This window comes from Leptospira sp. WS58.C1 (assembly GCF_040833995.1).
In the GTDB taxonomy this organism is placed as follows: Bacteria; Spirochaetota; Leptospiria; order Leptospirales; family Leptospiraceae; genus Leptospira_B; species Leptospira_B cinconiae.
The window spans coordinates 1304844-1330712 of record NZ_CP162137.1 but is presented as its reverse complement, the minus strand read 5'-3'; the positions used below and the strand labels follow the sequence as shown (position 1 = coordinate 1330712).

Genomic DNA, 25869 nt, shown 5'->3' with positions numbered 1-25869 from the left:
TAATCTCGGGACAAGGATTTTTCTCCACCTAAATCCAGAGGAATTAACGATACTGAATGAATTCGACCGAATTCCAATGAAATTAATTATTTTAAGGGCTATTCTCTCAATTTTTAGCATATTTTGATAGAATTTAAGAGTTTTTATGAGGTGCTGCGAATAGAGTCCCGAAAAAATGCAAACTTACTGAAAAGTTTTCAGAAATTTAGAGAAACTTTCGTCGTAGTTGAACCCGGAAACCTGGATGGAATAGACATAAGGTAAGGCACTCAAAGGCCAGATTTTGTGCGGTTTTTCCGAGTTTTTGGAGAAAATAACCTTTGCGATAGAACAGGAACCTTCGCACGGAGAACACTGAGAGCACGGAGTAAACTATCGGAAACTCTACACGCCACGCCCTCTGTGTCCTCAGTGAACTCTGTGCGAATACCCTATCCTAAGATCCTTTCTTTTAATTCCGGGGTTGGCATTCTGCAAGATTCTCTCGTACCGAAAAGTTTGTACCTGTTTTTCGCAATCAGATCGTACAGAATGTTTCGGATTGGTCTTGGGATAATATAACCAAATTTGAGGACTTTCCAAAAACCACCCAACTTACCGCAAATCTCCAAGATGGCATTCGATTTGATATGGATCTCTTCCCCGTCCCAGAAAAGAATACTGTCAATCCCTCGGATCTTTTCCTTCAGGGCCTTAGATTGGATTAGATTTTTTGCATATTCGGACTGTAAGCTTGCAAATTTTAATCTTTTATGTTTATCCAGATCCAAAAGTACATTCACTGCACCGTTACATAAATTGCATACTCCGTCAAATAGCACGATCGGTTCCGTAAATTTTGACAAAGGAGACCTTCTTTTTTTATTTAGACAGTGTAGAAGTCATGTAAGTCTCTATTATTCTGCTCTTCCTGTATGAGAAGTATATAATTTTAAGATCTCTTTAGGACTTGAAGCTTTCCAGGATTTAACATTCAATCCTCTTTCTCTGAATTCTATCGTAATTTCGGAATCTTCTTCAAAATCAAAAACGTAATAAGAGCCGTTTTCAAAGAAGAAGCCCCTGTTTCGAGAAGTGAGAAAAAAAGGACTGGATATATAAGTACTGTATTCGTTTCCACCTGCGCCTTCTAATAATTCGGCTCCCCAAGTGATGGGTTGGTCTCCTCTTCCCACTCCTTGTTCTTCGGAGAATAAGAACGGTTTTTTTCCTTTTAGATTCAGATGAGAAAATTGTTCACCTAAACCGTAGATACTTTCGGATTCGTCCGATTTGAATTTTATATATGTGCGGTTTAGTTCCGGATTCGTTATTTCCACCTTCCAATCGAGTCCGGCATTGGAAGAGGAAACGAATCGGATCGTATATCCAGTTTCGCAATTTTTTCCGGTAAGTTTTCCTTTTACTAGTAATGCGCCGGATTCTAATCCAAGACTTTCAATCGTTTGGGATCCACATTCTAATAGGATCTTATCTTTGATCTTAAAAGTTGCCTTTCTGTAATTAACGATCTGCTCTCCTTTTGCGGAGGAAAGAAACGGATCTTTTAGGGAAAATTCCAATATTTTACCTTGGGAAGTGATGAACGATAGTTCAGTCGGTAGGAATACAGCTTTGATCCCGTTTCCAAGATCGAATTCTTGAGGAGGAATGGAAAACGGAGAGATTTTTTCGAATCTGGATCCGCAATCCAATACAAATGCAAATAATAGGCCTATAATAAAAAAGAACCTCATCGTTATTCCTCATAGAAACAAACGAAAGGTTCTTTTAGAAGCTTAAGAAGTCTTTCTTTTTTTAACTTTTTCTGTCGATGCCACCGACTCTAGGTGCAGAAGCTCCTGCACCTGTCTGTCCGTATATGTTCGCTGCTTGTTTAGGTAGATTGGATTTTCTCCATTCGAACCAAGAGCCGACGTATACATTCACGTCGTTGTATCCTACTTCTTTGAGCATCAACGCAAGCAAGGAGGATCTTGCTCCGTTATAATCGTAGATAACGGTGGTCCTTTCCGGCATAAAAGGAAAACCTCTTAACTTTTTATTGAAGAAAGTTTTGTCCACGAGTTCACCGTTCGCGTCATACAACATTCTCCAATCCCAGAGGAATGCTCCAGGCAATCTTCCGCATAAACTACCCGGCTCGGGAGCGGTTAGACGAGGAAGTTTACCGTCGTACTCTTCCGGTGTGCGAGTGTCGAAAATTTGGAGTCTAGTTAGGTTCTTTTCTAAGAACGCCTTGTCGATCACTCCTTCTAATTTGCGGACTTTTGACGCAGGACCTATATCCAATTCTTTGGAACCTTTTTCCTTGGCTCCATCTACAGGCCAACGTTGTCCGATCAAAAACGCATTTTGAAAACCTGCGGCTCTCAAAAGAAAAACGAGTCTGGATGCGAACATCCCCATTCCCTCGTCGAAAACGAGTATCCTGGACTTCTCCTCTTTTTTAGCCAGAGCAAGTATCTCTTCGATCGGACCCAATAATTTTTTGGAAGAGTCCGGATCGGAAGCAAAAGCTTTTTTGACGAATGGAAAATAATACGCACCCTTTAAGGTGGATTCCTGGTATTGCGCTTGGGAGCGGCAATCGATGAATAAGTCCTGCTTTTCGTTCAGGTCGGTTTTAAGAAAACTCCAGTGAGACAAGATGAATACCGTTATATTTTTTACTCTTAGTTTTAACCATATTCCAGAGTCCCGTTTCAGAGTTTAACTTTTTTTTGGTATTCCTGGAAATTCGGGACATAATCTCAAGAATTCTACGGAAATTCCTCTTCTATTTTCAGATCTGTAAAATCCGCTTTTTCCCGAACCGATAATAATTAGGAATGTTTTCCCCTATGCAGAATATTTTCCAATTAAGAACGAAAAGACTCCTTCTTTCTTTTACAAGCCTTGGAGTTTTATTGTTTTTTTCCGTTTTTATTCCGGATTCGGGAAGTTTCGCAGAAGAACCGCAAACCCAAAAGAAAATTTCCAGGATCGGCGACTTTGCTGAGAAAGAATTTCAAGAAGCTTGGAGAAAATACTCCAAAGAGAAAGATGCAAGGCCGTTGAAAGAATGGTTCAAACAACATGGGACGGTTCATATAGGCGAGTGTAAGTTCAGATCCACTCATGAAATGGAAGAATTACAGGTTCTTTATCTGGATTGCCCCGGAAAAAAACTGTACGGTTTCTTTTATTCAGGTGAAGAAAGATTACGTTCTCCGGAAAGAATAGATTCCTTCCGAGTGAAAGGTCCGGTAAAGTTAGGAAAGACCGTTTATTGGGAATTGGAATTTTCCGCTGAAAATTTGAAGGCCGCAAGTTCCAAACCTATTCCAGGCGGTAAATCCAATCCGGAAACAAAATTAGTGGAAAAAGCTTCCACCGTGAATTTTGGTCTGCAATATTTCTTAAGCATAGCAAAACATCCGATAGATCGTCCGACTCCTAAAGGAAAAGAGATCTTTTTTGATTCTTCCTGCCCTCTTCTTTACTTGGGGAAGGATGCGGATTTTTATTGGGACAAGTCTTTGTATTATTCTTTCCAAGCCAGTTGTTTGCCGGATTCTCCTTATTCCTGGATCAGGATCAAAGCGGATCTGAGCGGAAACGTCTTAGTGGATAACCAACCCACGGAAGAACTCCAAGAAGGAGCCCGTTACTTGGCAAAATTGAAATTAGAATCGGTAGAAAAGGATAAAATTGTATGGTCCGACGCGGAGTTATTTCATGAATAAGTTTTGGATACTTCGCGCAGGTTTTATCCTGATCTTGAGTTTTCCCGTTTTTTCCCAAACGAACGGGAACCCGGATCTTAAAACTTTATTGAACGGTGTTGTCATCGTCAGAAGCGATATTTATCCCGATGCGACAGATCCTTTGGAGTTCGGGGACCAGGATCTTTCTCGCGACGTCGGTTCCGGGTTCATAATTGCAGGAAATAGAATATTAACGAATGCCCATGTGATCTCCGAATCCAAGTATTTGAAAGTTAAACGGTTTAATAGTAGCAAATATTATAGTGCAAAGGTGGAATTTATAGGTTTCGATTGCGATCTGGCCTTGATCTCCGTGGAAGACGAAGAATTTTTCTCCGGAGTAGAACCTTTGGAAATCACCGAAGAATCCCCTTCTCTCGGCAGTAATCTTTTGATGCTCGGTTATCCGGAAGGTGCGGAAAATCTTACTTTGGAAAACGGTTTAGTCAACCGTGTAGAACGATTAAGATATTCTTTCACGGGCTTAGATTATAGAAAGGTAATCCGTGTAGGCGCCAATATTTTACCCGGTTATTCAGGAGGTCCGGCTATTCAAAACGGAAAAGTAGCCGGTATTATTTTCGAAGTCAGTCAGATCCAAGGAAATACGGCGTATCTCATTCCGCCTGAAGTTGTACAACATTTTTTAAAAGATATACAAGACGGACAGTATGACGGATTCCCTTTCGTAGGTTTTACATTCCAAAATGGGAACTCCGAATCCGTGAAAAAGTATTTAGGGGTTCCTCAGAATCTGCAAGGAGTGCTTGTGAATAAGGTATATCCGAATTCTTCTTTTTCGGATGTTTTGCAGACGGATGATTTTTTATATAAGGTAGACGAGGCTTATCTGAATAATGAGGGTGGGCTTTTGGAATTTACGGGAAGAACGATCGTAGATCTGATCGAACCGGGCTTTGTGGGTCAAAAGCTCACATTGTATTTTTATAGGAACGGTAAAAATTTTAAGATCCAAGCCGAATTAAAAAAGACGGATTCCTTGGAACTGTATAGAGATCGCCAGATCAAAAGTTTTTTAGGAGCGGGACTTTTATTTCAGCCCGTAAATCGGGCATTATTCGGTAAAGAAAGCCAAAGAGTGGAAACAGCTCTCAGATACCATTACAGTTATTTTATACAAGACGATCTTTTTAAATTTACGGAAAGGGATCTGATCTTGACTACCATCTTTCCGGATCCACTCAATTCCAAATATCTAAATTATCGTTTTAAAATATTAGAATCCATTAATGGAAAAACCCCTTCCAATATCGCCGAATTTAAGGATTATTGGAAAAAATACTCAAATGGGACCATAGTTCTCAAATTCAGAGGTGTTGGTCTTCCTTTGGTTTTGGATGCCAAAACCGTTCGAACCATAGACTTACGGGTCAGAAAAAGATTCGATATCAAGTCGGACGAATCCAAGGAGGGAAAATGAAATTTTATCGATTCGTATTCCTTCTAGTCTTTGCCCTTTTAGGAACTTCAGGAAATCTAGAAGCGAAGGCGGATTCGGAATTTTCACTTCTGGTCCATTTTAGAAAGTATTCTCATCACAATCCTTTCCAAAAAGGGACTCCGTATCAGAAAAAAATTCCTGCGATCCGTTTGGATGAAAGAACCGCACTTGCACTTTTAAAACCAGGAGAAGTGCCGCTATTCGCCGAAATACATCCGGAAGAGTCCGCAGGGAGAAAGGCCTACTTCCAAAAAGTGGATCTGGATACTGGACTTGGTATCGTTCTTCTTCCGGAAAATTTCGGAAGATCCAAAAAGGTCTCTCCTATCGCGATCTTAGAGGAAAACCCCAGGGCGCAAGGAACATGCTCCTCCTTCTTTCAGAATTTTGAATGGGGAAGTTTAGAATTTTCTAAATCGATTTTACCTCTTTCCAAACTTTCCAGAAAGGAAAACCAAGACGGGGCCAGGAGTTTTCTTTTTTCAGGGAAAAAAGTCTGCGGATTTACCGACGGGACTTGGAATGCAGGTGCGGAACTTCTTCGTAGATTTTATCAGAGCAGATTTTCTTCTCTTTCTCCTTTTCCTCACCCGGGTTTTTATGCGGAAGGCTCTTTAACTCCTGCGGAAGAGGATTATTATTTCCCGAAAGGTAGCGTGGGTGCGGTTGTTTCGGAAGTTCTTCCCGGGATCGGTCCGATGCATAATCTATTTCCAGGAGATGCTGTACTTTCCGTAAACGGGATCCCGGTTGCCTCGAAACAAAAACAAGCATTATACGATATCCTACTCAGTAAAGGTGGATCTTATTTGAATTCGGGAGAATGGGTAACTCTTTCTTTGTATCGTGACGGCAGAAAAAGAGAGATACGTTATCAGCTAAAACCTTACAACGAGGATTCATTTTTGATCCCGGAAAGTTCCGATAAGATCGCACCTAAATATTTGATCGCGGGCGGTTTACTTTTCACGGAACTCACTCATACGTATTTGAAAGAATACGGAGAAAAATATAAATCTGCAAGCGACAGAAAGTTAGTATTCTTAGCCGAAAGTTATTCTAAAAAACTTCATCCGGAAAGGAGCCGTATCGTATTACTTTCCAGAGCCTTCCCGGATGAAAAGAACAGGGCCTATCAGGAATTCCAAGACTTGATCTTAGAATCTGTGAATGATAAGGTCGTGGACTCAGTAGAAGGTTTGAAAGCAGCCATATCCGAAAATAAGGATGAGTTTCTGGTCTTCCGATTTTCAGGAAACAAACTGGCGGTTTTCGATAAGTTGGAGTTAAAAAGTTTGGATGAAAGGATAAAATCCTTATATTCTCTTGATTCTCTAGATAATATCCGCTGACAAAATTCTTGACTAGAATACCTTTCCGGGGTTTCCTTTTGTTTCCCGAATAAAACCATTCGGAAGTTCTGAATTAGGAATTTATTATGAAAATCCTTTTCGTTGATGACGAAGAAGTTATCCGAGATCTGTTTCAGGAAATTTTCGGCAGCGAATACGAACTAGTTCTGGCCGGAACCGCGGAACAGGGCTTAACCTTAGCCGAATCGGAAACTTTCGATCTGATCATCACCGATATTCGCCTTCCAAGGATGAACGGTATAGAGTTCATCACTAAATTGAGGGAAAAAGGAGTGGATACTCCTTTTATCGTCATCACAGGAAATCAGGACATCCAAATCTCCATCAATGCCCTTCGATTGGGAGCAGTGGATTTTTTCCTAAAACCTTTCCGGATGGAGGCGATCCGTTACTCTCTCTTAAGATTTAAGAATCTATTTTATGCGGGCAAGGACCTTGTTGACAAAAGGATGTTCCAAGTCCGGGAATCCAGACAGAAGTTCGCACTTCTTCCCAGGCTTGGCAATCTAAACCAATACGTTCATTTGATCCTGAAATCTCTCTCGCATCTTCCCAACCTACATAGCGAGGACCAACTTTCTTTAAAAGTGGCTTTGTATGAATTGATTGGTAACGCAATCGAACATGGTTGCGCTCGTATCAACTATCACCAAAAACAAGAGTTGATGTTCCAAGAGAACGATTACTTCTCTTACGTGGACAAGATCTGCGAATCCAAGGAAGAATGGATTAAGGTAGAAGTGGATTATGACGACACAAGAGTAACTGTGATCTTGGAAGATGGAGGAGACGGTTTCGATCCTGCAAGGGTTCCGGACCCGGTGCAAGATCCGAATGCAAGCCAACTTTCGGGGAGAGGAATCTTTTTAGTCCGTATGAATGTGGATTCTCTTTCTTATAACGATAAGGGAAACCAAGTCACATTCGTAAAGAAACTCCAAAAATCGGAAGTAAAGCAAAAGCAGGCTTAATCGATCCATTGGTAGGATAGAATATTCTTATATTAGAATATTCCATCCTACTTGGCGGATGGTTTGTAATACGCTAAAAAATAACCGCTGAGCAAAAACCAAGAAGGGATTTGTCCCAAAAAAAACGCTCCTGCCGCTCCCATTGTCCCGTATTCAGGGATCAGAAGATTGTCCAAAATTAATCCGAAGATCAATCTCACTAATGCAAGAATTGCAAGTAATCTAGGTTGTCCTAACGCAAATAAGGCCATACCTAACGGTGAAAACACCAATTGAAAAAGATAATTCGGATACAATAATTGGAATACGGGAACGGATTCGGGATATTTCCCGGAAAATAATGCGGAAAAAACCCAATCTCCCAGAAACACCCAAGGCCCTAATGCCAACGCAAATACTACTGCGACTAAAATGGATTTACCTAAATAATTGGTGAATTCCTTATTTTCCGTCATTCTTGAAAGTTTAGGATAGATCATGGAATTCAAAACGGAAAATAGGATCACAAATCCACTAAAAGGTTGTAAAGCGACACCGTATGCGGCCACTGCCTCATTCGAATGGTATTTGTTCAGGAAAAAAAGTTCCATTCTATCCGAGACGATAGCAAACAAAGAAGCTAAAAACGCATAACGGTTGAAGGAGATAAGTTCTTTGGTTTGTTGTCGGACATCCTCCTTGTCTCCTGCCCAATGTAGTTTCCCTCTAGGAAATAAAAAGAAAAATAATACGATCGTAAAAACGGGGGCAACGGAGAAGATCCCAAGTATGTCCAAATGCCCTAAGGCATGATCCGAAAATTGATCCGCTAAATAGAGGATCAAAATTCGGATCAAGTTCGGAAGCGGATACCAAATGGATAGTGCATGATATTGTCCGAAAGAAACAAATATACTTTCGAAATAGGAATTGAAAGAAAGAACAAAGCTACCGAATACCAAAAGGAAAGCTGCGAGTGCATTCTCCTTTAAAAAATACACCGCAACGCCGGTAACAAACACCAAAAGGAATAATGCGACCCATTTTACCCAAAGAGAAGAAGCGAGAAGCACTCCGATCTTACGTTTGTCTTCGGTCATAGGAGAAAGAAATCGTACCAAAGCGGTAGGCAATCCGAATTCAGCCACTGCTAAAAGTACAGGCAAAAATCCGGAGTAATATTGGAAGATACCGTTCTCATTCTTACTCAAGATCCGAACGGAATAAACCATGAAGATAAAATTCAGTAGGGAGGCTACAACCTTGGAAAACCCTACTGAAAAAAAGCTGCGTATGAATCCGGAGGTGCGTAATCTTCCAAAACTTTCGGAAATGAATTGTAAAGAGGATCCAAGGCGAAGCATGAAGTTAAGTCAGATAGATGCCTCCGCGTATTCTTTTTAAAAGAATGGGAGCGAGATGGCCAATATAGTAACACACGATCCCATACTTAAAGTATCTGGCAACCGGATTTTCCCCGAATAGAGAAGAGAGAATTTTTCCGAGGACCAAATAAAAGACCAAGATCCCAAGAATAATCACAGCAACTCGGACTAAAAATACGATCCAAGAATCGACTGATTTCCAATCCAACCCTGCCCTCTTGTTGTACAAAATCCCGATCCCGAAACCTGCAAGTGCACCCGCAGAAGAGATCACCTGCTCCCAAGATTTGTTGGTGGATTCCGGTTGGCTTGGGTCATGTAGAAGAACGCTAGGCACGGTGAAAGCTAAAATGAAAAGTACAAGCGACTTTAGTCTTTTTTGGTCCGGAGAAGTTCCGGTAAAACTAGCCTCTAAAATTTCCGGATCTTTTGAGAACCAGAATTCCAATCCCAAAAGTATAAGTATTCCTAAAGTGAAACCGCCTAAGGTATCCCCCAAAAAATGAAGTCCCGCATACATTCTAGAAATCGGCATGAATAAGATCAAAAACACGGTGAGGATCCTCACCCAACGAATTCGTACATGCAAAAATAATGTTCCGTATAAAACCACAGCAGTCTGCACATGTCCGGATGGAAATCCGTATGAACCTTCCATGATACCAAGCTCGGAGGGAAAAGGTAAACCGATCGGTCTAGGCATTGTAAGAAGGGCCTTAAAAACTCCATTCACAATTCCTGCGATGAGCAGCCCCAAAGTCATCCTTAGCCCTATCTTACGATCCATACAAAGATAGATCAAAGAGACCAAGGCCATAAAAAAGAGAGAAGATCCCAAATAATGGAACAAAATTGTGAAAGGATCCAATACGAATTTTAAAACGGAAATATGAAGAGCCTCTAAAGGCGAGTTAGAGAATAAGATCTCTTTCCAAAGGAAACTATCTGTCATAAAAACGAACATATAAAGTTTCGGTTTTAAACGCAAAATGAATTCTTTTCCGGATTTCTCTCTTCTTTTGGTTTTTAGAACATTCGATTTTTAAAAATTGGAGGCCATTTATAAAATATCTAATGAACAATTTGTGACTATTGTTTGAGTTCCTACATTGGATTTGCTTGAAACTTTGGAATTCCTTAAGACTTCCCCAAACCCCTATCCAAAAATCAAGGTTGCTAGATTCTGATTCGTATGCATGATAGATATATAGATGGAATTTATTGAACGATCGTTCTCCCAACTACAAAACAAACAAAGTTCGGTTAAATTTTACCCAGGCTTGAACATTAGGAGAATATAATGGAACCGGAAGTATACATCCCCCGTAATAAATTAAAATTTGTGACTGCCGCATCCCTTTTTGACGGCCATGATGCTTCCATCAATATCATGAGAAGAATACTCCAATCCTCCGGGGCGGAAGTGGTTCATTTAGGTCATAATCGATCCGTCCAAGAGATCGTAGACTGTGCCATACAGGAAGATGTGCAAGGGATCGCCGTAACAAGTTATCAAGGCGGTCATGTAGAATATTTCAAATATATGATAGATCTTTTAAAAGAAAAAGGAAGTTCTCATATCAAAGTATTCGGTGGAGGCGGAGGGACTATTCTTCCTTCCGAGATCCAAGAGCTGGAAGCTTATGGGGTTTCTAAAATATACTCTCCCGACGATGGACGCTCCTTGGGCCTGCAGGGAATGATCAACGATCTATTACAAAAATCTGATTTTATTCCGCCTCATAGATTTAACGGGAATCTGTTCTCAGAGATCCGTAAAAAAAATCCGATCGCCATCGCAGAATCCATTTCCTTAGTGGAATCTTCGGAAAATGATCCGAAAAAAGTTGATCCTAAAAAATTGGATTTTCCGATCTCAAAAAAGACCATCCCGGTTTTAGGGATCACCGGAACCGGAGGAGCAGGAAAGTCTTCTCTTACGGACGAACTTGTAAGAAGGTTCATCCACGATTTCGAAGACAAAACGGTAGCAATCATCTCCGTCGATCCTTCCAAAAGAAAAACGGGGGGTGCACTTTTAGGAGATAGGATCAGAATGAACTCGATCTCGCACCCAAGAGTTTACATGAGATCCTTTGCCACGAGAGAAGCGAATATCGCGCTGAACCGAAATGTTAAAAAAAGTTTGGACGTTCTCAAGAGTTCCGAATTCGACTTAGTTATCGTTGAAACCGCCGGGATCGGACAAAGCGATTCCGAGATCACGGAAGTGTCGGATCTTTCTCTTTATGTTATGACCCCTGAATTCGGTGCCGCTACCCAGCTGGAAAAGATCGACATGATCGATTACGCAGATCTAATTGCAGTCAACAAATGTGATAAAAGAGGAGCGTTAGACGCAATCAGGGACGTTCAAAAACAATTCCAAAGATCCAGAAAATTATTCGACCAGACTCCGGAAAAGATGCCCGTTTTCGGGACGATCGCTTCTCAATTCAACGATCCAGGGACTAACAATCTGTATGTTGCATTGATCGACTCTTTAAATCAAAAATTCGGTCTAGGTTGGAAGTCCAATTTTGATTCCAGCACGGAAACAAGTCAAAAGATCCATATCATTCCCCCTGACAGACAAAGATATTTAGCAGAGATCGCGGAAGAATGCGAGAAATACGAGAACTTCGTCAAAAAAGAATCCGAAACCGCGGAAGTATTGTACAGGATCAAAGGTACCATAGAGGTATTAAAAGAAAGAGGAAAAAACGTATCCGATCTAGAAGAGGAATATTCCAAAAGAGAAGCGGAACTTCATCCGGACACCAAAAAGATCCTGAAAGAATGGGATTCCAAACTGGAAAAATATTCCGGGGAATTTTTCGCATATAAGGTCCGGGACAAAGAGATCAAGGTAGAAAATTTTACAAAATCGTTAAGTAATCTGAATATCCCGAAGGTTTCCGTTCCGAAATTCCGCAACTGGGGAGAGATCGTAAAATGGTCCTACACGGAGAATTTCCCTGGAGAATTCCCTTTTGCAGCGGGAGTTTTTCCTTTTAAAAGAACGGGAGAAGATCCGACACGTATGTTCGCAGGAGAGGGTGGACCGGAACGAACGAACGCCAGATTCCATTATGTGAGCCATGGAATGCCCGCCCATCGTTTGAGCACTGCTTTCGATTCTGTCACTTTGTATGGGGAAGACCCCGGGCTTCGTCCCGATATTTACGGCAAGATCGGAAACTCAGGAGTAAGTATCGCAACTCTGGACGACGCTAAAAAACTCTATTCCGGTTTTGATCTTTGTAGTCCGAGCACTTCCGTATCTATGACGATTAACGGACCGGCACCGATGCTTCTATCCTTCTTCTTGAATACCGCAATAGACCAAACCTGCGAGAAGTATATTCGTGCAGAGGGAAAAGTAGAAGAGGCAAAATCCAAACTTGCGGAGATCTATTCCAAAAAAGGAGTTCCGATCCCGCAATATAAAGGAGAGATCCCGAAAGGAAACGACGGTTTGGGGCTTCTTCTTTTAGGGACCACCGGCGATAAGATCCTGCCTAAGGAAATTTACGAAAAGATAAAAAAAGAAACTCTTTCTTCCGTGCGTGGAACAGTGCAGGCGGATATTTTAAAAGAAGATCAGGCACAGAATACCTGCATTTTCTCCACCGAGTTTGCGTTAAAACTAATGGGGGATATCCAGGAATATTTTATCTGGAATAAAGTGCGTAATTTCTATTCCGTTTCCATTTCCGGATATCATATTGCCGAAGCGGGAGCCAATCCTATCACTCAGGTTGCATTCACGTTGGCAAACGGATTTACATTCGTAGAATATTATCTCTCCCGAGGAATGAAGATAGACGATTTTGCTCCGAACCTTTCCTTCTTCTTTTCCAATGGGATCGATCCTGAATATGCGGTGATCGGAAGAGTCGCACGTAAGATCTGGGCTAAAAGTATGAAATACAAATACGGCGGATCGGAACGTTCCCAAATGTTAAAATATCATATTCAGACTTCCGGTCGTTCTTTACACGCACAAGAGATCGCTTTCAACGATATAAGAACCACTTTACAAGCATTATACGCAATCTACGACAACTGCAATAGTTTACATACGAACGCGTATGACGAAGCGATCACCACTCCGACAGAAGAATCCGTGAGAAGAGCGATGGCAATTCAACTTATTATCAATAGAGAATTGGGCCTTGCAAAAAACGAAAATCCTCTCCAAGGCTCCTTTATTATAAATGATCTCTCCGATCTTGTGGAAGAGGCGATCTTGTCCGAGTTCCGACGTATCTCCGAAAGAGGCGGAGTTCTCGGTGCAATGGAAAGAATGTACCAGAGAAATAAGATCCAAGAAGAATCTCTGGAGTATGAACACAGAAAACATGCGGGAGAAATACCGGTTATAGGAGTGAATACTTTTTTGGGCAAAGATGGGTCTCCCACCATTCTTCCGGAAGAAGTGATCCGCTCTACCGAGGAAGAAAAAAAGGCACAGATCAGAGAGTTGGAAGCATTCCAATCCAGGAACCAAGTAGATTCAGCTAACGCCTTAAAGGATCTGCAATCCGCCTGTCTTTCCGGAAAGAACGGTTTTGAGGCCCTAATAGAAGCAGGAAAGGTCTGTTCTTTGGGACAAATGACCCATTCTCTCTACGAAGTTGGTGGCCAATACAGAAGAAGTATGTGACCGACTATGTGATACAAATCAATTCGAAGTATCTTTTTTTGTTTCCCTTAGGATTTCATGGTAGAAAATTTGGTCCAAGACCATGACTTCTTCTGCAATCCAGTTTACAGAGACACATGTATACGCTGAAAAAAAACGATTTAGAGTCGTTTTTGTTCGGAACGTATGTTCTGTCGAAACGGAAGAAATTGGTCTGATCCTACAAAAGATCCAAGAAATACAACCGGTAGTTGTGGAGTTGGATCTGGAAAACGTAGTGGCCATCCCCTCTCTGATCTTGAATCGGATCTTAAAACTATTAGCGGAATTAAAAACGAAAGGAGTCCCGGTGGAAATCAAAACCAGCGAAGGACTCAAAACCGTTCTGAATCGACTGAAAATCTCCCTTCAATGAAAACGATATCCATCATTCTCACCCAATGTTTCCTTTTCCAAAGCCTGGTTTTCGGAAGCGGTTGGTTCTGCGGAATGCTCGCCGGGGAGATCAAACTTTGCCATTGTAATCACGGTAGCCAAAAAGAAAAACACTCCGCTTCCGAGGACCAAAGATTCTCTTCTAAATTGGCGGATGCCGGAGAAGATCATTCCAATTCTAAACCTTCTTCCCTCCCTGACTGTCATTCCGCAAAATCTGGCGAGGCACATAAATGCGCCTGTAAAAAAGCGAAAGATAAGGCTTCTTATTTAAGCGGGACCATCTGCACTCAATTTTTCACTTATTCCAAATTGGAAAACATCGCTCCTCAAACCTTGGACTCAGAACTTTTAGGTCGGATCCAAGAGGATTCCGGAGTTATTGTTTCCTTCGATCTAGAACGACCCCCTCGATTCTCCTAAACTTTTCCTAAACCTCGAACGAGGAAGCAAGGGGAACCTTTATCCTCAAGCTTATAATCCGTCCAAATAATCGCTAATCCGGACGGCTATTATACGAAAAATCGGAAAGTGAAATACTTTCCTCAGGAGAATATTATGAAATATTTATATAGATCCGCTATTGCGGCATTATTTATCATATTCGTCGCTTGCGACGGATCTTCCGGCTCGAACAATACAATGCTCGCCCTTGCAGCGCTGACAGCCCAACAACAAGGGATCCAATTCAGCGCTGTCGTAGGCGATAGCAATGCCGATTGCGGAGAAGATATTTCCGGCCACGGAGATTCTCAATCCAGTTCCGTCACCATCCAACACGTAGCGGGAGTAATGCCTATCGGTCTAAAAGATCTGAGATTCTACGTTTCGGAATTCGAATTAGTGGATCAAAACGACAATGTGGTCGATTTAGACGTTCCTAATACGGGCATTTGGCAGTATGGTGGGGTTACTCTTTTGGATTTCGAAAATGGTAAAGGAAGCTGTAGTGGAACAGCCGAAACCAATAATTTTGTCCAAACTTCGGTAGAAAATAAAACCTATAAAACCGTACGATTCACCGTCGGAGTTCCGGAAACTCTCAATCATATAGATTATAACAATGCACCTAGCCCTTTGAACATTTCAGGACTCACCTGGGGATGGACTATGGGGTATAGATTTTTCGTAGGAGAATTTTTATCCAACGACGCTGCAACGTTAGGAAACGCAGCGGTTTTGCATATTGGATCGACGGGCTGCTCGGAATCGGGAGGAGTTTATACCTGTACGAATTCGAATCGTTCCGTAATCGAAATAACTCCAACCGAAGGATTTAATCCTTATACACAAAAGATCCAATTCGATCTCAAAAAAGCGGTCGCCGGCTGGGATATCAGCTCAGGAAGCCTATCCTGCCATTCCATGGGAGCGATGGATAGTAACTGTTCCACCGTTTATCCTAATTTCGGTTTGGACTATTCCACCGGAAACGCAGGATCCGTTGCCCAAACCGTATTTGCGGTAGTATCCAAGTAAGAACGATAACGATGGTTTCGGTCATTCATGCCGAAACCGGAGTATTTTATGAATAAATATATTACGTTTTCTTTATTATTTCTTCTCTTTCTCCAATGTACACAATTGGGATTGGAGAAGGAAAAAAGTTCCGGATCGGAAGGTATACTTTTGCTCTTAGGAACTTCTCCATCCGAAGGAACTCCTTATACATGGAATCTTCCCGCCGGTTTTCCCAAGCCGAAAGTTCCGAGTGATAATCCGATCACTGTGGAGAAAGTCGAGTTAGGTAGGTTTTTGTTTTACGATACAAGATTGTCCGAAAACGAAACCCAATCCTGCGGTAGTTGTCACAAGCAGGCGGATGCGTTTACCGACGGATTGGTCGTTTCCGTCGGCTCCACAGGACAATCTCATCCGAGGAATGCCCAACATCTCTCCAACGTTGCATATAACCTCAGGCAAACTTGGGCGAATCCCCTCTTAAAAAAATTGGAAGATCAGGCAAGAGTCCCTATGTTTGGGGACAATCCTGTGGAACTTGGAATGAAAGACAGAGAAGATCTTTTGTTGGAAAGATTACAAAATGATCCTGATTATGTTTCAAAATTTAAGGCGGCATTCCCGAACGACCAGAACCCATTTAGCGTATTAAATATTACGAAAGCATTGTCCAGTTTCCAACGAACGCTTATATCCGGAAACTCCGCTTATGATAAATACCAAGCAGGAGATCTTTCCGCCCTAAGCGCTTCTGCGATCCGAGGGAAAAACCTATTTTTCGGAGAAAGAGCGGAATGTTTCCACTGCCATGGCGGTTTTAATTTTACGGATACCGTCCTTCATACGGGAACAGTATTCGAAGAAGTTACGTTTCATAATAACGGGTTGGATTCTTCCCGATTCGTAAGTCCGAACGGTGGACTCTATGAATTCACCTTCCAGGAGTCGGATCGTGGAAAATTCAGGGCGCCTTCTCTCAGAAATGTGGAACTCACCGCACCTTACATGCATGACGGTTCAATTCCGGACTTATTGTCTGTGATCAACCATTATACAAACGGAGGGACAGGTGACGGAACTACGAATCCGAATCGGGACGTTTTTGTAAGAAACTTTTCATTATCCGAATCCGAAAAACAGGATCTGGTGGAATTCCTAAAAAGCCTGACGGACACGGAATTTATCGCCAACCCTAAATTTGAGGATCCATTCTGAAATTTTATAAAAACATGATCCAGAATAAAATAAAATTCGAATATATCTTCCTACTTCTATTCTCTTTTCAGGCTTGCACCTTTGGGACATTAGGGAATTCCGCGAAAGAAGAATCGGAAGAACTTCAAGCTCTGTTCCGAATTTTGGACGAAAGAAGAGCTATTATTTCTCCCTGGTTGTACTACTCGGACGATCAGGGAGATCCCGATATAGGTTCTTTTACATTAAATGGAAGTTCTACTTATCAGATCCAACTCACGAATAATGAAGTTGTCCTAGAAAGTATTTCTATGTTGTTCAAGGCTCCTGAAAATTCTTTCTCGGTTTCTTCTTCTTCGGATGGAGGATATCATATATTCCATTCAGGAGGTTCGGAAACTCCCACAACCGGAACAGGTTCCTACTCTAAAAAATACGGGATCAAGGGAAGTTTTTCTCCGGGAGATATCTCCAGCTCCAATTTTAATTCCTTAACCGGAGCAGTCAGAAGACAAAGTTTATCCCCCTTTCCCCCCGTGCCTTACGGGACTTTGGAACATATTTACGGGGAATTTTCGGACATTCTTCTTACATTCCAAATTTTTAATGGATCAACGACTAAGACGGTCCATTTAGAATTACGAGAAGCCGAATTCCAAGTGGAGGTTTCCTGCGCATTGGAAATACCCTATACGAAAAATATTCCTTTCTCCATAGGTTTAAGAACGGACGGATTACTTTCCCAGAGAGCCGGATCGTCTTTCTCTATTTTGGACGGGATCTTTTCGCTCCCCTCCTCGGAGATCACGATCAACGATTTCCAGAATACGGTCTTACATTCCGAAATCCTGGAGAACCTGAAAACGAACGGCCAAGTTTTGATATTTTATTCATGTTTCTAATTATAAAAAAACGATTTTTGATAACCTTTATCCAAGGGATTGTATCCTTCTCTTTGCTTTTGTTAGGAGGAGAAATTTTCGCTCATCACGCCGCAGAAGGACAAAGTTTGATATCTTCCACAAGATTTGTGGATCCTTTTACGGGAAAAAGGGAAAAACCATCCGATTATTTTTTACTTACACAGGATTTCCAAAAAGGTACGATCGATAACTCCAATTTACATACCACCACTGTTTTCGGTGAATTCAATTTTGCAGGCGGTAAATTCGCTGCAAACTTTAGCGCTCCTTGGACGTATTATGAACAGAAGGATAGAAGTGATGCGGCTCGTTACGGCAAAGCCTTCATAGGAGCCAAATGGAATCCGTTGATAGATACGGGCTGGCCTTTTTTCCTTATTTTAGAAGGTAGGCTCGGTTTTCCCTCAGGTGCGGATACCGATAAATTTGCAGGAGGGGATTATTATTCCGGGATCACAAATCTTACGTTAGGAGCTACTTGGAAAGAATTTTTATTCGTACTTCGAGGTTCCGGGATCTTCCCTCTTTCCAAGGATTATCCAAGCATGGATAACCAATCGGGACTTCCTTATTGGGCCCGAAGTTCCGCTACTCAGACATCTGAAGAACGTCAGGAAATCCAAAAAATCACACAGTGGTTTGCATACGTTACCTATTTTTGGACCAAAGATTTTAGCGTTTTTGGAGGATTTTTATATCGGACTCCTTATGTTAACGTGATCGGAGGCGGTAGTCTTTTGGAAGAAGATTCCGAAACCCAAAAAAAATTCCCGAAAGCTTTCAAAGAAGCTAGTTTAGGTTTCAATTATACTCTGACGAAAGGTACTTACCTCACGGTCGCAGGACGTCTTCCTTTGATCCGGGATCCGGAGATCCGTCTTTATGATTATGCGATCACTACTTCCATTTCTTTTGAAATTCCGGAATGGAGAGATTCCGCCAAAAAATCGCAGAAGGAAGCGGAAGAATTCGAATCGGAAGAGGACTTGGAGAAAAAGTAATCTGCGGTTTTCTCACTGAAAGTTTCGCATAGAGTTCGGAGGACAAGGAGGGTTTTCTCACGGAAAAGAGCAAAGTCGCGAAGAGTTTGGTCGATAATTTTCAAACTTGGTGATTTTATATTTTTACGATGTTGGAACTCCAGCGTCAAAACTCTCAGTGAACCCTGTATACTCGGTGCGAATCTAAAAGAATTATTAATTAGAATATTCTAATCCCAAAGGGATTGAAAGCAGAGAGCTGAATTTTTTTCAAAACTTTGGAATCCCGGTTTGGCCACACATTCTTCCTCAGTGGAAGGAAAATAATCGATCCCTCCTCCCTCATATTTGATCCGACAACATCCTTGAGTCTGAGAAGGTTTTTCTTTTTTGGGAGAAACCTCTTGGTTCTTAGTATCCTTGGGAGGTTCCGGAGAAACTCCGAAAACGGAAGTCGCGATCCAACAGAGATAACTCAAGATCAAAACCAAGATCCGAGTTCGGAAATTTATCATACTCATTTTATTTCCCGAATTACATTCCAAGGCAAGGAAAAATCCCTGAATTCAAAAAGTGAAGTCAAGTTTTTACGTTGACTCTAAGGCCTTACGAAGGTGACAAAGGGAGAAAAGTGTAAAGGCCGAAAAGGTATTCGAATGAAAAATCTCCGCTCAATTTTACCTGGACCTAAATCCGTATCAATATCCGTGATCTTCCTTACGATCTCATTCAGCCAAGTTTGGGCAGAAACGATCCTTTTAAAGAACGGCGAAAAAACCTACGGAACCGTAATCGATCAATCCACGGATACCGTTACGATCCTGAAAGAAACCAAAAGGCAAACTTTGGCCAAGTCACAAATCTTAAAGATCATCTTCAAAGATATCAAAGATGAGGCGGAACTTGCAAAAGTATTCGAAGCTGAAAAAAAGAAACTGAATAAAGACGGAAAGAAGCCCGAAAAAGAAGAACAATTGGACACGATCCTTCTGGAACAAATGATTAAGGAGAACAGTTATAAGGCGGTCCAAAAACGTCTGGCATTGATCGAAAAATACATAGACGAGCAAGATTCCAGCTGGGAAGAATATATTTCCGCCAATAGAAGTCCTTGGGAACCAGTTTGGAAGTCTGCGATCCTCCCTGGATGGGGACTTTCCACCATGAAACATGAGAACTATGCGAGGGCTTATCAGATAGCGATCGGTCTTTCGTTTATCGTTGCAATCGGCGGAAGCCAAGCTGCAACGGAACAAGGTAATAAAGCGGAAAATCGTCTGAGTAAAATTTTATTCGAAGATCCGGTTACGTATGCGCAGATCCAAGGCTCCGGTATTACGGGCGCCTCAGTTCTTGTGACTAAATTACAATCGGACAGTATTTCAGAATACAATTCCTTCAAAAGTAAGGAAAACCAATATGAAACCTATAGCAGAACAGGACTTTATGCGGGTATCGGGTTATATTTGATCCAATTGGCCCAGAGTTATTTTTTAGGCCAAAAATGGGCGACCCATAATATCATCCAAACGCCTTCCGGAGAAGCAGTCAAAGAAGGATTCAATTTCAAAAGTAATTATATGCCGATCGCTGCCGGTGGCGCGAGCAATCTATGGGAATACCGCACCGACCTAAGATATGTGAGCAGTTTCTAAATTTCCGGAATCGAATGCCCCTTTGATTTCAACCAGTCCTGATCGTATAATCTGGACTGGTATCTTGCTCCGCTGTCTGCCAGAACGGTAACGATAGTATGTCCCGGGCCTAATTCTTTTGCAAGTTTTACGGCGGCCCCTACATTAATCCCGCTGGAACCGCCGACAAACAATCCGTCTTTGCGCAGAAGAGTATAAATAAACTCCAAACATTCCGCATCCGTAACTCGGATCGCATCGTCAAAAGGAGCATCCTTCATATTTTCGGTAATTCTTCCGTTACCTATCCCTTCTGTGAAAGAATTCCCTTCCGAGGAAAGTTCCCCTTTCTTTACAAAATTATAAATTGCTGATCCATAAGGCTCTGCTACGATCGTTTTGATCTTCGGATTTTTTTCCTTTAAGAACATTGCAGTTCCGCTAAATGTTCCTCCAGTTCCGAGCGACGCAAGCCAAGCATCCACTTTCCCATCCGTTTGTCTCCAGATCTCGGGCCCGGTTGTATGATAATGTGCTAAACGGTTTGCCATATTGTCGAATTGGTTGGCCCAGATTGCATTCGGGGTTTCTTCCGCAATTCGAGCGGAAACTTTTACATAATTTCCAGGATCCTTATAGGGAACGGCAGGAACCGTTCTGACCTCAGCCCCAAGTGTCCTAAGTAGATCTATTTTTTCTTTAGATTGTGTATCAGGGATCACGATCAGGCATTTATATCCCTTTGCATTGCAGATATGCACAAGTCCAATCCCCGTGTTTCCGGCGGTGCCTTCGACCACTGTCCCGCCGGGCTTTAAGAGCCCCTTCTTCTCCGCTTCTTCTATAATGAATAATGCGGCCCTGTCCTTAACGGAACCTCCCGGATTTAAGAATTCAGCTTTTCCTAATATTTCACAGCCTGTTTGGTCCGAAAAATAATTCAAACGGATCAAAGGAGTGTTCCCTATCGCATCCGCAAAACCTTTTTTGATCTCCATAAGAGCCTCTTTATTATAATATTTTTATAATCCGCTATGCGATTTTCAAGAGCAAATGGCTCTAATGTATACCGATAAAAAAAGGAAAGCAAATCCACTTTAGTGGACCGGCTTTCCCCTCGAATTTTTCCGTTTTTTTTTGTTCCGGAAAAACGATCAATGTTTTTGAACGGCTCTTATCGTTCGTAAAGCAAGCTTCAGGAACAACGTAACTAAAGTTTCGCCGCGCGTGCTTTAGGAACTACTGGCCTTATGCGATCGTTACGTCTTTGGACAAATAAACGTCTTGGATGGCGTTTAACAATGCAACTCCGTCTTTCATCGGCTTTTGGAATGCCTTTCTTCCCGAAATAAGTCCCATTCCACCTGCTCTTTTGTTAATGACTGCAGCTTTGACTGCGTCGCCTAAATCGTTGGAACCGGAAGGTCCGCCGGAGTTGATCAGACCGATCTTACCCATATAACAGTTGGCTACTTGGTATCTAGCCATATCGATCGGATGCTCGGAAGAAAGATCGGTGTACATCTTATCGTCTTTTTTGCCGAATTTCAGATCTCTAAATCCACCCAAGTTGGTCTCAGGTAATTTTTGTTTTACGATATCCGCTTCGATGGTTGCAGCCAAGTGGTTTGCTTGTCCGGTAAGGTCGGTTGCGATATGATAATCAGCCTTATCGTTTTTGAAAGAATCGTTTCTGAGATAAGCCCAAAGAATGGTAACAAGTCCAAGTTCATGAGCTCTATGAAAGGCTTCCGAGATCTCTTGGATCTGTCTAGAACTTTCGTCGGAACCGTAATAGATAGTAGCTCCTACGGCAGCAGCTCCCATATCAAATGCCTGCTCCACATTTGCAAAGAGGATCTGGTCGAATTTGTTCGGATAACTTAGAAGTTCGTTATGATTGATCTTAACTACAAAAGGGATTTTGTGCGCGTATTTTCGGGAAACCAATCCTAAAACTCCAAGAGTGGAAGCGACTGCGTTACATCCACCTTCGATTGCAAGTTTTACGATGTTTTCCGGATCGAAATATGCAGGGTTTTTAGCGAAAGATGCCCCAGCACTATGCTCGATTCCTTGGTCCACAGGAAGGATGGAAAGATATCCCGTTCCGGCAAGACGCCCTGTATTGTAGATGGATTGGAAATTTTTAAGAACAGAGTTGTTTCTGTCGGTCTTAGCAAAAATTTCGTCAATGTAATTCGGACCAGGGATGGTCAGGGTTTCCTTGGGGATGGTTTTAGAGACATGATTTAAGAGAGAATCCGCTTCCGCACCTAATGCGCTCTTGATTTTATCTAACATTCCAGTTATACCTATTGGTTTTATCGATCTGATGACTAGTTTTGGAGCGAAGCCCAAAATTTCCATCGATTTTCGGCAAGAAATCCCAGGCTCGGAGTGAGCTTAAAGCACAGCCCCTATTTTATCTGCACAGGAAGGCGGATATGGAAATCAGTGCCGGAGCTGGATTTTTGAACATCCAGTTTCCCTTGATTGGATTGTATGATCCCATAACAAACGGAAAGCCCCATCCCTATCCTAGAGTCATCGGATTGAATCCGCTCAAAAGGTTGGAAGGCATTTTCAGGATCTAGTTCTCCGTTCAAGGTCCCGGAAAGTCTTAAGACCAAGTCCTTTCCCGGATCTGTTTTATTATCTTCTAACACGGCATTAAAATAGATTGTGCTTCCTTTTAGATCCGAACCGACCCCATCCGCATAAAAATACAAAAGGTAATATAATACTTCTTTAATTTGATTCTGTTTTAAGAAAACATCCGGCAGATCGTCGGAAATATTTTTGGAAATTTCCAGATTTTTAGACTTTAATAATTCGGAGATAATCCCTTCCACCCCGACTAAAATATCGTCCAGCTTACACCAACTAGGTTCTTCATTGTCCGAACGGGAGAATAAGATCAGATTTCGGATTATACCGGAGATCCTTTCTCCTTGTTCTATGATCACTCTCGCATAATTTCGAATATCCGCAGGAAGATCCTTTTTGTTCCGAATAATATTTCCGTAATTGATCACACCCATAAGTGGATTATTGATCTCATGGGCGATACCTGCGGCCAATTTCTGGATGGACTCCAATCTTTTTTCGGATTGGATCACCTTCTCCATTTCCGAGATCCTTTTTTCGGATACGGACAAAAGGTCCAATTCGGAGAAGGTTACGATACTTCCTACAATCCGATTTGCCTCGTCCCGAATAGGAGAAACTCTGAATCCCACTCGGATCTTTCGATCGTCCTTTCTTACGAGTACTGCCGGAATATATCTGAGATTATGGCCGAGATTATCAGGATGTTCTCCGGAACCGATCTGGGTTTGGATAAAAGAAAGTACCACATCTCCCGGTTTTCCAAGCGCCTCTTCCAAAGTCCAACCTGTCAGTTCCTCTGCGGAATGATTTAGAAAAATGATATTCCCATCTCCATCCAAAGAAACTGCACCTTCCGAAATACTTTGGATCACATTCTTAAATTCTTTACCGCTTTCCTTGACTATACCCAAACGTTTTTGTTGGCGAAGTGCGATCTCAATCGAAGACTTAAGTTGATGATTTTGGAACGGTTTAGTGATATAAGCATAGGTAGAAGCCGCGTCCATCGCCCTCATGAACGTGGAGTCGTCGGTATACGCAGTCATAAAAACGATCGGAACGTCTTTGATCCTTTGGATATGTTGTGCTGTTTGGATCCCGTCCATATCCCCTTCGATAGAGATATCCATAAGGACCAAATCAGGATCGGTTTCCTTAAAAATAGATTGTGCGTCCAGACCGTTTGCGGCAACTCCCGCAACCTTATAACCTAAATTTTGAAGAGTCTTTTGAAGGTTGAAAGATAGAAGCCACTCGTCCTCGACGATTAGAATATTCGGCTGTTCTGAAGAAGAACTCATGTTCGCTAATAATATATTCCAGAGATGGTAAAAACTGCGGCTCTCCCGTTATGCTCCCACGTTAGGAGCGAATTGGGAAATCCTTTTTTAGGAATATGATTGTTTCCGCAGAATTTTCAAAACTTTCGTTTAGATCCATTTTATCATCAATAAATCCGGGAATAAATCGCCGAATTTTCCGGATTTAAAAACAGTCCTATTTTATTGTCTTTTTCGAATTTTAGTCCTCATTTTTCCGCTCATTCGACTAAAAGAACCAAAAGCTTGTCATAGTTCCGACCTCTTTTTTCCAAAAAAAGTCCTTGAATCGAAGCTCCCTCAAAACTACACTTTGGGCCTAGAGGTAGCCATGCTGGTAAAAGATATCTTGGAGAAAAAGGACCGAAAGATCCTCTCGGTGGAGCCCAGTACCACCGTTTGGGAAGCGATCCGATTTATGACCAAGTATGATATAGGTTCCGTGATCGTGCTAAAAGAAGGGAAACTCGCCGGTATATTTACAGAAAGGGATTTACTTCATTTCGCCTCGACAGATCGGGAAGCGGTATTCGAGAAGACAGTGGCGGATCTAATGTCCACCACATTGACTACAATGCAGCCGAACGATCAAGTGGATGAAGTACTTTCCATTATGCTAAAAAAAAGGATCCGGCACATGCCAATTTTGGATGGAAACAGATTGGTGGGAATTGTCTCCATTGGGGACGCTGTTAAAGCCAAAATTGCGAAAACGGAAGAAGAGAATAAAAACTTAAAAAATTATATATATAGCGAGTCCGGATTTATCTGATCCAGTTTCTTCCTTCTGACCGGGATTCTCTCGATTACCGAACCTTCTCGAATCGTATAGAAAAATGCCCCGCCTGGACTATATCCAGGGGGCAAGTGGCTCACATTCGGGTATTCCCGTTATTTCCTAAAAAGTAATATCATTACCCAAACCCGCAACTCTGTTTTTTGGAAATCGGGTTGCCGGAATCACTTTTCCGGTAAGTATAGACTTAAAAGGTCGAGCTAAAATCGGACCTAAAGACAGAGATGAAACTCCTTTTAATTATATTATTCGCATATTTAACGTATCGTTTTTTACAAAGACTCATGTTTCCACAAAGGAATGAAGGTTCCGGTTTCAGAGTTGTGTTTCCGGACCGGGAATATTCTCCCAGAGAAAAAGACATTTCCGATAAGGGAAGAGTAGTAGAAAAGGGAGAATGATTCCAGGAATGAATATACGGTTTTCCTATTTTATAATTTTTTTATATTCTTTCTTCTTTTTTTCCTGCTTGGGAATGAGCGGAGAATTCGGCTGGGCTTTGGTTGATGAGACAAAACAAAGTTTATTGGAGAAAAAATTTACATCCGTCCAGGAATTTACCCTTACGAGAGAAAAGTTGATCTTTCCCACGAACAAAACATTGGTATATCTTTACAAATTTTCCAGAACGCCTAACCCGGAAGCGGAGATCTACGTGAGTCTGAGTAGGTTTCAGGTGGGATTTAACGAGATAGAAGTACGACGCAAAAGGCCCGAACTTTCCAGTTCTAGCATCACGGGCAGTTTTCAAGAATTGATCGCAGGTAAATATCTGATCAAAGTCTCCTATGAGGGAGAAGTGATCGATCAAGTAGAATTCAGAGTAATAGAACCGGAAGAAAGGGAAGAAGAAAAAGAATCCGGTATAGACGATGTGGAAAAATACACTAAAGCGAAAAAATCTTTAAACCAATAAATGCCATCGCACGTTGGAGTTCCTACATCGC

At 41.8% G+C, this 25869-nt stretch carries 24 protein-coding genes; 15 read left to right on the top strand and 9 right to left on the bottom strand.

All coding sequences use genetic code 11. The features are described from left to right. Window positions 1-431 precede the first annotated feature (431 nt). From AB3N61_RS06055 to AB3N61_RS06045, 3 genes are all read right to left on the bottom strand, one after another. Window positions 432-845 (bottom strand): thiol-disulfide oxidoreductase DCC family protein, encoded by a 414-nt coding sequence (locus AB3N61_RS06055; RefSeq protein WP_367898743.1) that lies wholly within the window; start codon window positions 843-845, stop codon window positions 432-434. Window positions 846-896: 51 nt separating this feature from the next. Then, window positions 897-1736 carry a hypothetical protein gene (locus AB3N61_RS06050; protein ID WP_367898742.1) on the bottom strand — a complete coding sequence of 280 codons (840 nt, stop codon included), beginning with the start codon at window positions 1734-1736 and terminating at the stop codon, window positions 897-899. Between the two features lie 61 nt (window positions 1737-1797). After that, the gene (locus AB3N61_RS06045; protein ID WP_367898741.1) at window positions 1798-2649 is read right to left on the bottom strand and encodes a sulfurtransferase; all 852 of its coding nucleotides are present in this window, start codon (window positions 2647-2649) and stop codon (window positions 1798-1800) included. Window positions 2650-2843: 194 nt separating this feature from the next. Here AB3N61_RS06045 and AB3N61_RS06040 point away from each other — a divergent pair, with 194 nt between their 5' ends. From AB3N61_RS06040 to AB3N61_RS06025, 4 genes are all read left to right on the top strand, one after another. Beyond that, window positions 2844-3728, top strand: coding sequence for an LIC11113 family protein (locus tag AB3N61_RS06040; RefSeq protein WP_020767968.1), 885 nt, complete (start codon window positions 2844-2846; stop codon window positions 3726-3728). Next, a complete protein-coding gene (locus tag AB3N61_RS06035; protein WP_020767991.1) occupies window positions 3721-5190 on the top strand; it encodes a S1C family serine protease in 1470 nt (489 codons plus the stop codon). Before AB3N61_RS06040 ends, AB3N61_RS06035 begins: the two co-directional genes overlap by 8 nt. Further along, window positions 5187-6563 carry a PDZ domain-containing protein gene (locus tag AB3N61_RS06030; RefSeq protein ID WP_367898740.1) on the top strand — a complete coding sequence of 459 codons (1377 nt, stop codon included), beginning with the start codon at window positions 5187-5189 and terminating at the stop codon, window positions 6561-6563. Before AB3N61_RS06035 ends, AB3N61_RS06030 begins: the two co-directional genes overlap by 4 nt. 86 nt (window positions 6564-6649) lie before the next feature. Beyond that, the gene (locus tag AB3N61_RS06025) at window positions 6650-7555 is read left to right on the top strand and encodes a response regulator (protein ID WP_257588022.1); all 906 of its coding nucleotides are present in this window, start codon (window positions 6650-6652) and stop codon (window positions 7553-7555) included. Window positions 7556-7602: 47 nt separating this feature from the next. Here AB3N61_RS06025 and AB3N61_RS06020 read toward each other — a convergent pair whose 3' ends face one another. Next, complete coding sequence (locus tag AB3N61_RS06020; protein WP_020767987.1) at window positions 7603-8898, bottom strand: oligosaccharide flippase family protein; 1296 nt, start codon at window positions 8896-8898, stop codon at window positions 7603-7605. Window positions 8899-8902: 4 nt separating this feature from the next. Further along, on the bottom strand, window positions 8903-9907 hold the full coding sequence (locus tag AB3N61_RS06015) for a phosphatase PAP2 family protein (protein ID WP_367898739.1): 1005 nt from the start codon (window positions 9905-9907) through the stop codon (window positions 8903-8905). A gap of 312 nt (window positions 9908-10219) precedes the next feature. On the opposite strand from AB3N61_RS06015, the gene AB3N61_RS06010 reads away from it, so the two are divergent. From AB3N61_RS06010 to AB3N61_RS05980, 7 genes are all read left to right on the top strand, one after another. Continuing rightward, window positions 10220-13588: a methylmalonyl-CoA mutase family protein gene (locus tag AB3N61_RS06010; RefSeq protein ID WP_367898738.1), complete on the top strand. Its 3369-nt coding sequence runs from the start codon at window positions 10220-10222 to the stop codon at window positions 13586-13588. 82 nt (window positions 13589-13670) lie between these two features. Continuing rightward, entirely contained in the window at window positions 13671-13982 is a 312-nt protein-coding gene (locus AB3N61_RS06005) for a hypothetical protein (RefSeq protein WP_020767980.1), read from the top strand. Next, window positions 13979-14425: an LIC_11090 family protein gene (locus AB3N61_RS06000; protein ID WP_020767896.1), complete on the top strand. Its 447-nt coding sequence runs from the start codon at window positions 13979-13981 to the stop codon at window positions 14423-14425. The genes AB3N61_RS06005 and AB3N61_RS06000 overlap by 4 nt, the downstream gene beginning before the upstream one ends. A 135-nt stretch (window positions 14426-14560) precedes the next feature. Beyond that, window positions 14561-15481, top strand: coding sequence for an MbnP family copper-binding protein (locus AB3N61_RS05995; protein WP_367898737.1), 921 nt, complete (start codon window positions 14561-14563; stop codon window positions 15479-15481). A 48-nt stretch (window positions 15482-15529) separates the two neighbouring features. After that, window positions 15530-16678, top strand: a complete 1149-nt coding sequence (locus AB3N61_RS05990) for an MbnH family di-heme enzyme (RefSeq protein ID WP_367898736.1) — start codon at window positions 15530-15532, stop codon at window positions 16676-16678. A gap of 14 nt (window positions 16679-16692) precedes the next feature. Next, the gene (locus tag AB3N61_RS05985; RefSeq protein ID WP_020767898.1) at window positions 16693-17559 is read left to right on the top strand and encodes a hypothetical protein; all 867 of its coding nucleotides are present in this window, start codon (window positions 16693-16695) and stop codon (window positions 17557-17559) included. Beyond that, the gene (locus AB3N61_RS05980; protein ID WP_412758393.1) at window positions 17550-18581 is read left to right on the top strand and encodes an LIC11086 family outer membrane transporter; all 1032 of its coding nucleotides are present in this window, start codon (window positions 17550-17552) and stop codon (window positions 18579-18581) included. Before AB3N61_RS05985 ends, AB3N61_RS05980 begins: the two co-directional genes overlap by 10 nt. Window positions 18582-18790: 209 nt before the next feature. Here AB3N61_RS05980 and AB3N61_RS05975 read toward each other — a convergent pair whose 3' ends face one another. Then, the gene (locus AB3N61_RS05975) at window positions 18791-19075 is read right to left on the bottom strand and encodes an LIC_11321 family protein (protein ID WP_020767976.1); all 285 of its coding nucleotides are present in this window, start codon (window positions 19073-19075) and stop codon (window positions 18791-18793) included. A 141-nt stretch (window positions 19076-19216) separates the two neighbouring features. Here AB3N61_RS05975 and AB3N61_RS05970 point away from each other — a divergent pair, with 141 nt between their 5' ends. Continuing rightward, complete coding sequence (locus AB3N61_RS05970) at window positions 19217-20215, top strand: LA_0442/LA_0875 N-terminal domain-containing protein (protein ID WP_367898734.1); 999 nt, start codon at window positions 19217-19219, stop codon at window positions 20213-20215. Here AB3N61_RS05970 and AB3N61_RS05965 read toward each other — a convergent pair. The 3 genes from AB3N61_RS05965 to AB3N61_RS05955 form a co-directional block, all read right to left on the bottom strand. Then, window positions 20212-21192 (bottom strand): cysteine synthase A, encoded by a 981-nt coding sequence (locus tag AB3N61_RS05965; protein ID WP_367898733.1) that lies wholly within the window; start codon window positions 21190-21192, stop codon window positions 20212-20214. The two genes, AB3N61_RS05970 and AB3N61_RS05965, sit on opposite strands and share 4 nt — an antisense overlap. A 250-nt stretch (window positions 21193-21442) precedes the next feature. Continuing rightward, window positions 21443-22498, bottom strand: coding sequence for a class I fructose-bisphosphate aldolase (locus AB3N61_RS05960; protein ID WP_020767972.1), 1056 nt, complete (start codon window positions 22496-22498; stop codon window positions 21443-21445). Between the two features lie 116 nt (window positions 22499-22614). After that, window positions 22615-24108 (bottom strand): response regulator, encoded by a 1494-nt coding sequence (locus AB3N61_RS05955; protein WP_367898732.1) that lies wholly within the window; start codon window positions 24106-24108, stop codon window positions 22615-22617. A 349-nt stretch (window positions 24109-24457) separates the two neighbouring features. Between AB3N61_RS05955 and AB3N61_RS05950 the strand changes: the two genes are divergently transcribed. From AB3N61_RS05950 to AB3N61_RS05940, 3 genes are all read left to right on the top strand, one after another. Next, window positions 24458-24898 (top strand): CBS domain-containing protein, encoded by a 441-nt coding sequence (locus AB3N61_RS05950; RefSeq protein WP_020767934.1) that lies wholly within the window; start codon window positions 24458-24460, stop codon window positions 24896-24898. Between the two features lie 248 nt (window positions 24899-25146). Continuing rightward, window positions 25147-25323 (top strand): hypothetical protein, encoded by a 177-nt coding sequence (locus AB3N61_RS05945; protein WP_020767970.1) that lies wholly within the window; start codon window positions 25147-25149, stop codon window positions 25321-25323. Further along, window positions 25320-25838, top strand: coding sequence for an LIC_12238 family plasminogen-binding lipoprotein (locus AB3N61_RS05940; protein ID WP_036088576.1), 519 nt, complete (start codon window positions 25320-25322; stop codon window positions 25836-25838). Before AB3N61_RS05945 ends, AB3N61_RS05940 begins: the two co-directional genes overlap by 4 nt. The last annotated feature ends 31 nt before the right edge of the window (window positions 25839-25869 follow it).

Excerpts from the sequence above, each read along its gene's own strand:
- AB3N61_RS05975 (WP_020767976.1), bottom strand. The coding sequence starts at position 19,075 with ATGATAAATTTCCGAACTCGGATCTTGGTTTTGATCTTGAGTTATCTC.
- AB3N61_RS06025 (WP_257588022.1), top strand. The coding sequence starts at position 6,650 with ATGAAAATCCTTTTCGTTGATGACGAAGAAGTTATCCGAGATCTGTTT.
- AB3N61_RS06040 (WP_020767968.1), top strand. The coding sequence starts at position 2,844 with ATGCAGAATATTTTCCAATTAAGAACGAAAAGACTCCTTCTTTCTTTT.
- AB3N61_RS06030 (WP_367898740.1), top strand. The coding sequence starts at position 5,187 with ATGAAATTTTATCGATTCGTATTCCTTCTAGTCTTTGCCCTTTTAGGA.
- AB3N61_RS05990 (WP_367898736.1), top strand. The coding sequence starts at position 15,530 with ATGAATAAATATATTACGTTTTCTTTATTATTTCTTCTCTTTCTCCAA.
- AB3N61_RS05960 (WP_020767972.1), bottom strand. The coding sequence starts at position 22,498 with ATGTTAGATAAAATCAAGAGCGCATTAGGTGCGGAAGCGGATTCTCTC.
- AB3N61_RS06010 (WP_367898738.1), top strand. The coding sequence starts at position 10,220 with ATGGAACCGGAAGTATACATCCCCCGTAATAAATTAAAATTTGTGACT.
- AB3N61_RS05995 (WP_367898737.1), top strand. The coding sequence starts at position 14,561 with ATGAAATATTTATATAGATCCGCTATTGCGGCATTATTTATCATATTC.
- AB3N61_RS05985 (WP_020767898.1), top strand. The coding sequence starts at position 16,693 with ATGATCCAGAATAAAATAAAATTCGAATATATCTTCCTACTTCTATTC.
- AB3N61_RS06000 (WP_020767896.1), top strand. The coding sequence starts at position 13,979 with ATGAAAACGATATCCATCATTCTCACCCAATGTTTCCTTTTCCAAAGC.
- AB3N61_RS05970 (WP_367898734.1), top strand. The coding sequence starts at position 19,217 with ATGAAAAATCTCCGCTCAATTTTACCTGGACCTAAATCCGTATCAATA.
- AB3N61_RS05965 (WP_367898733.1), bottom strand. The coding sequence starts at position 21,192 with ATGGAGATCAAAAAAGGTTTTGCGGATGCGATAGGGAACACTCCTTTG.
- AB3N61_RS06020 (WP_020767987.1), bottom strand. The coding sequence starts at position 8,898 with ATGCTTCGCCTTGGATCCTCTTTACAATTCATTTCCGAAAGTTTTGGA.
- AB3N61_RS06050 (WP_367898742.1), bottom strand. The coding sequence starts at position 1,736 with ATGAGGTTCTTTTTTATTATAGGCCTATTATTTGCATTTGTATTGGAT.
- AB3N61_RS05980 (WP_412758393.1), top strand. The coding sequence starts at position 17,550 with ATGTTTCTAATTATAAAAAAACGATTTTTGATAACCTTTATCCAAGGG.
- AB3N61_RS06005 (WP_020767980.1), top strand. The coding sequence starts at position 13,671 with ATGACTTCTTCTGCAATCCAGTTTACAGAGACACATGTATACGCTGAA.
- AB3N61_RS05955 (WP_367898732.1), bottom strand. The coding sequence starts at position 24,108 with ATGAGTTCTTCTTCAGAACAGCCGAATATTCTAATCGTCGAGGACGAG.
- AB3N61_RS05950 (WP_020767934.1), top strand. The coding sequence starts at position 24,458 with ATGCTGGTAAAAGATATCTTGGAGAAAAAGGACCGAAAGATCCTCTCG.
- AB3N61_RS06035 (WP_020767991.1), top strand. The coding sequence starts at position 3,721 with ATGAATAAGTTTTGGATACTTCGCGCAGGTTTTATCCTGATCTTGAGT.
- AB3N61_RS05945 (WP_020767970.1), top strand. The coding sequence starts at position 25,147 with ATGAAACTCCTTTTAATTATATTATTCGCATATTTAACGTATCGTTTT.
- AB3N61_RS05940 (WP_036088576.1), top strand. The coding sequence starts at position 25,320 with ATGATTCCAGGAATGAATATACGGTTTTCCTATTTTATAATTTTTTTA.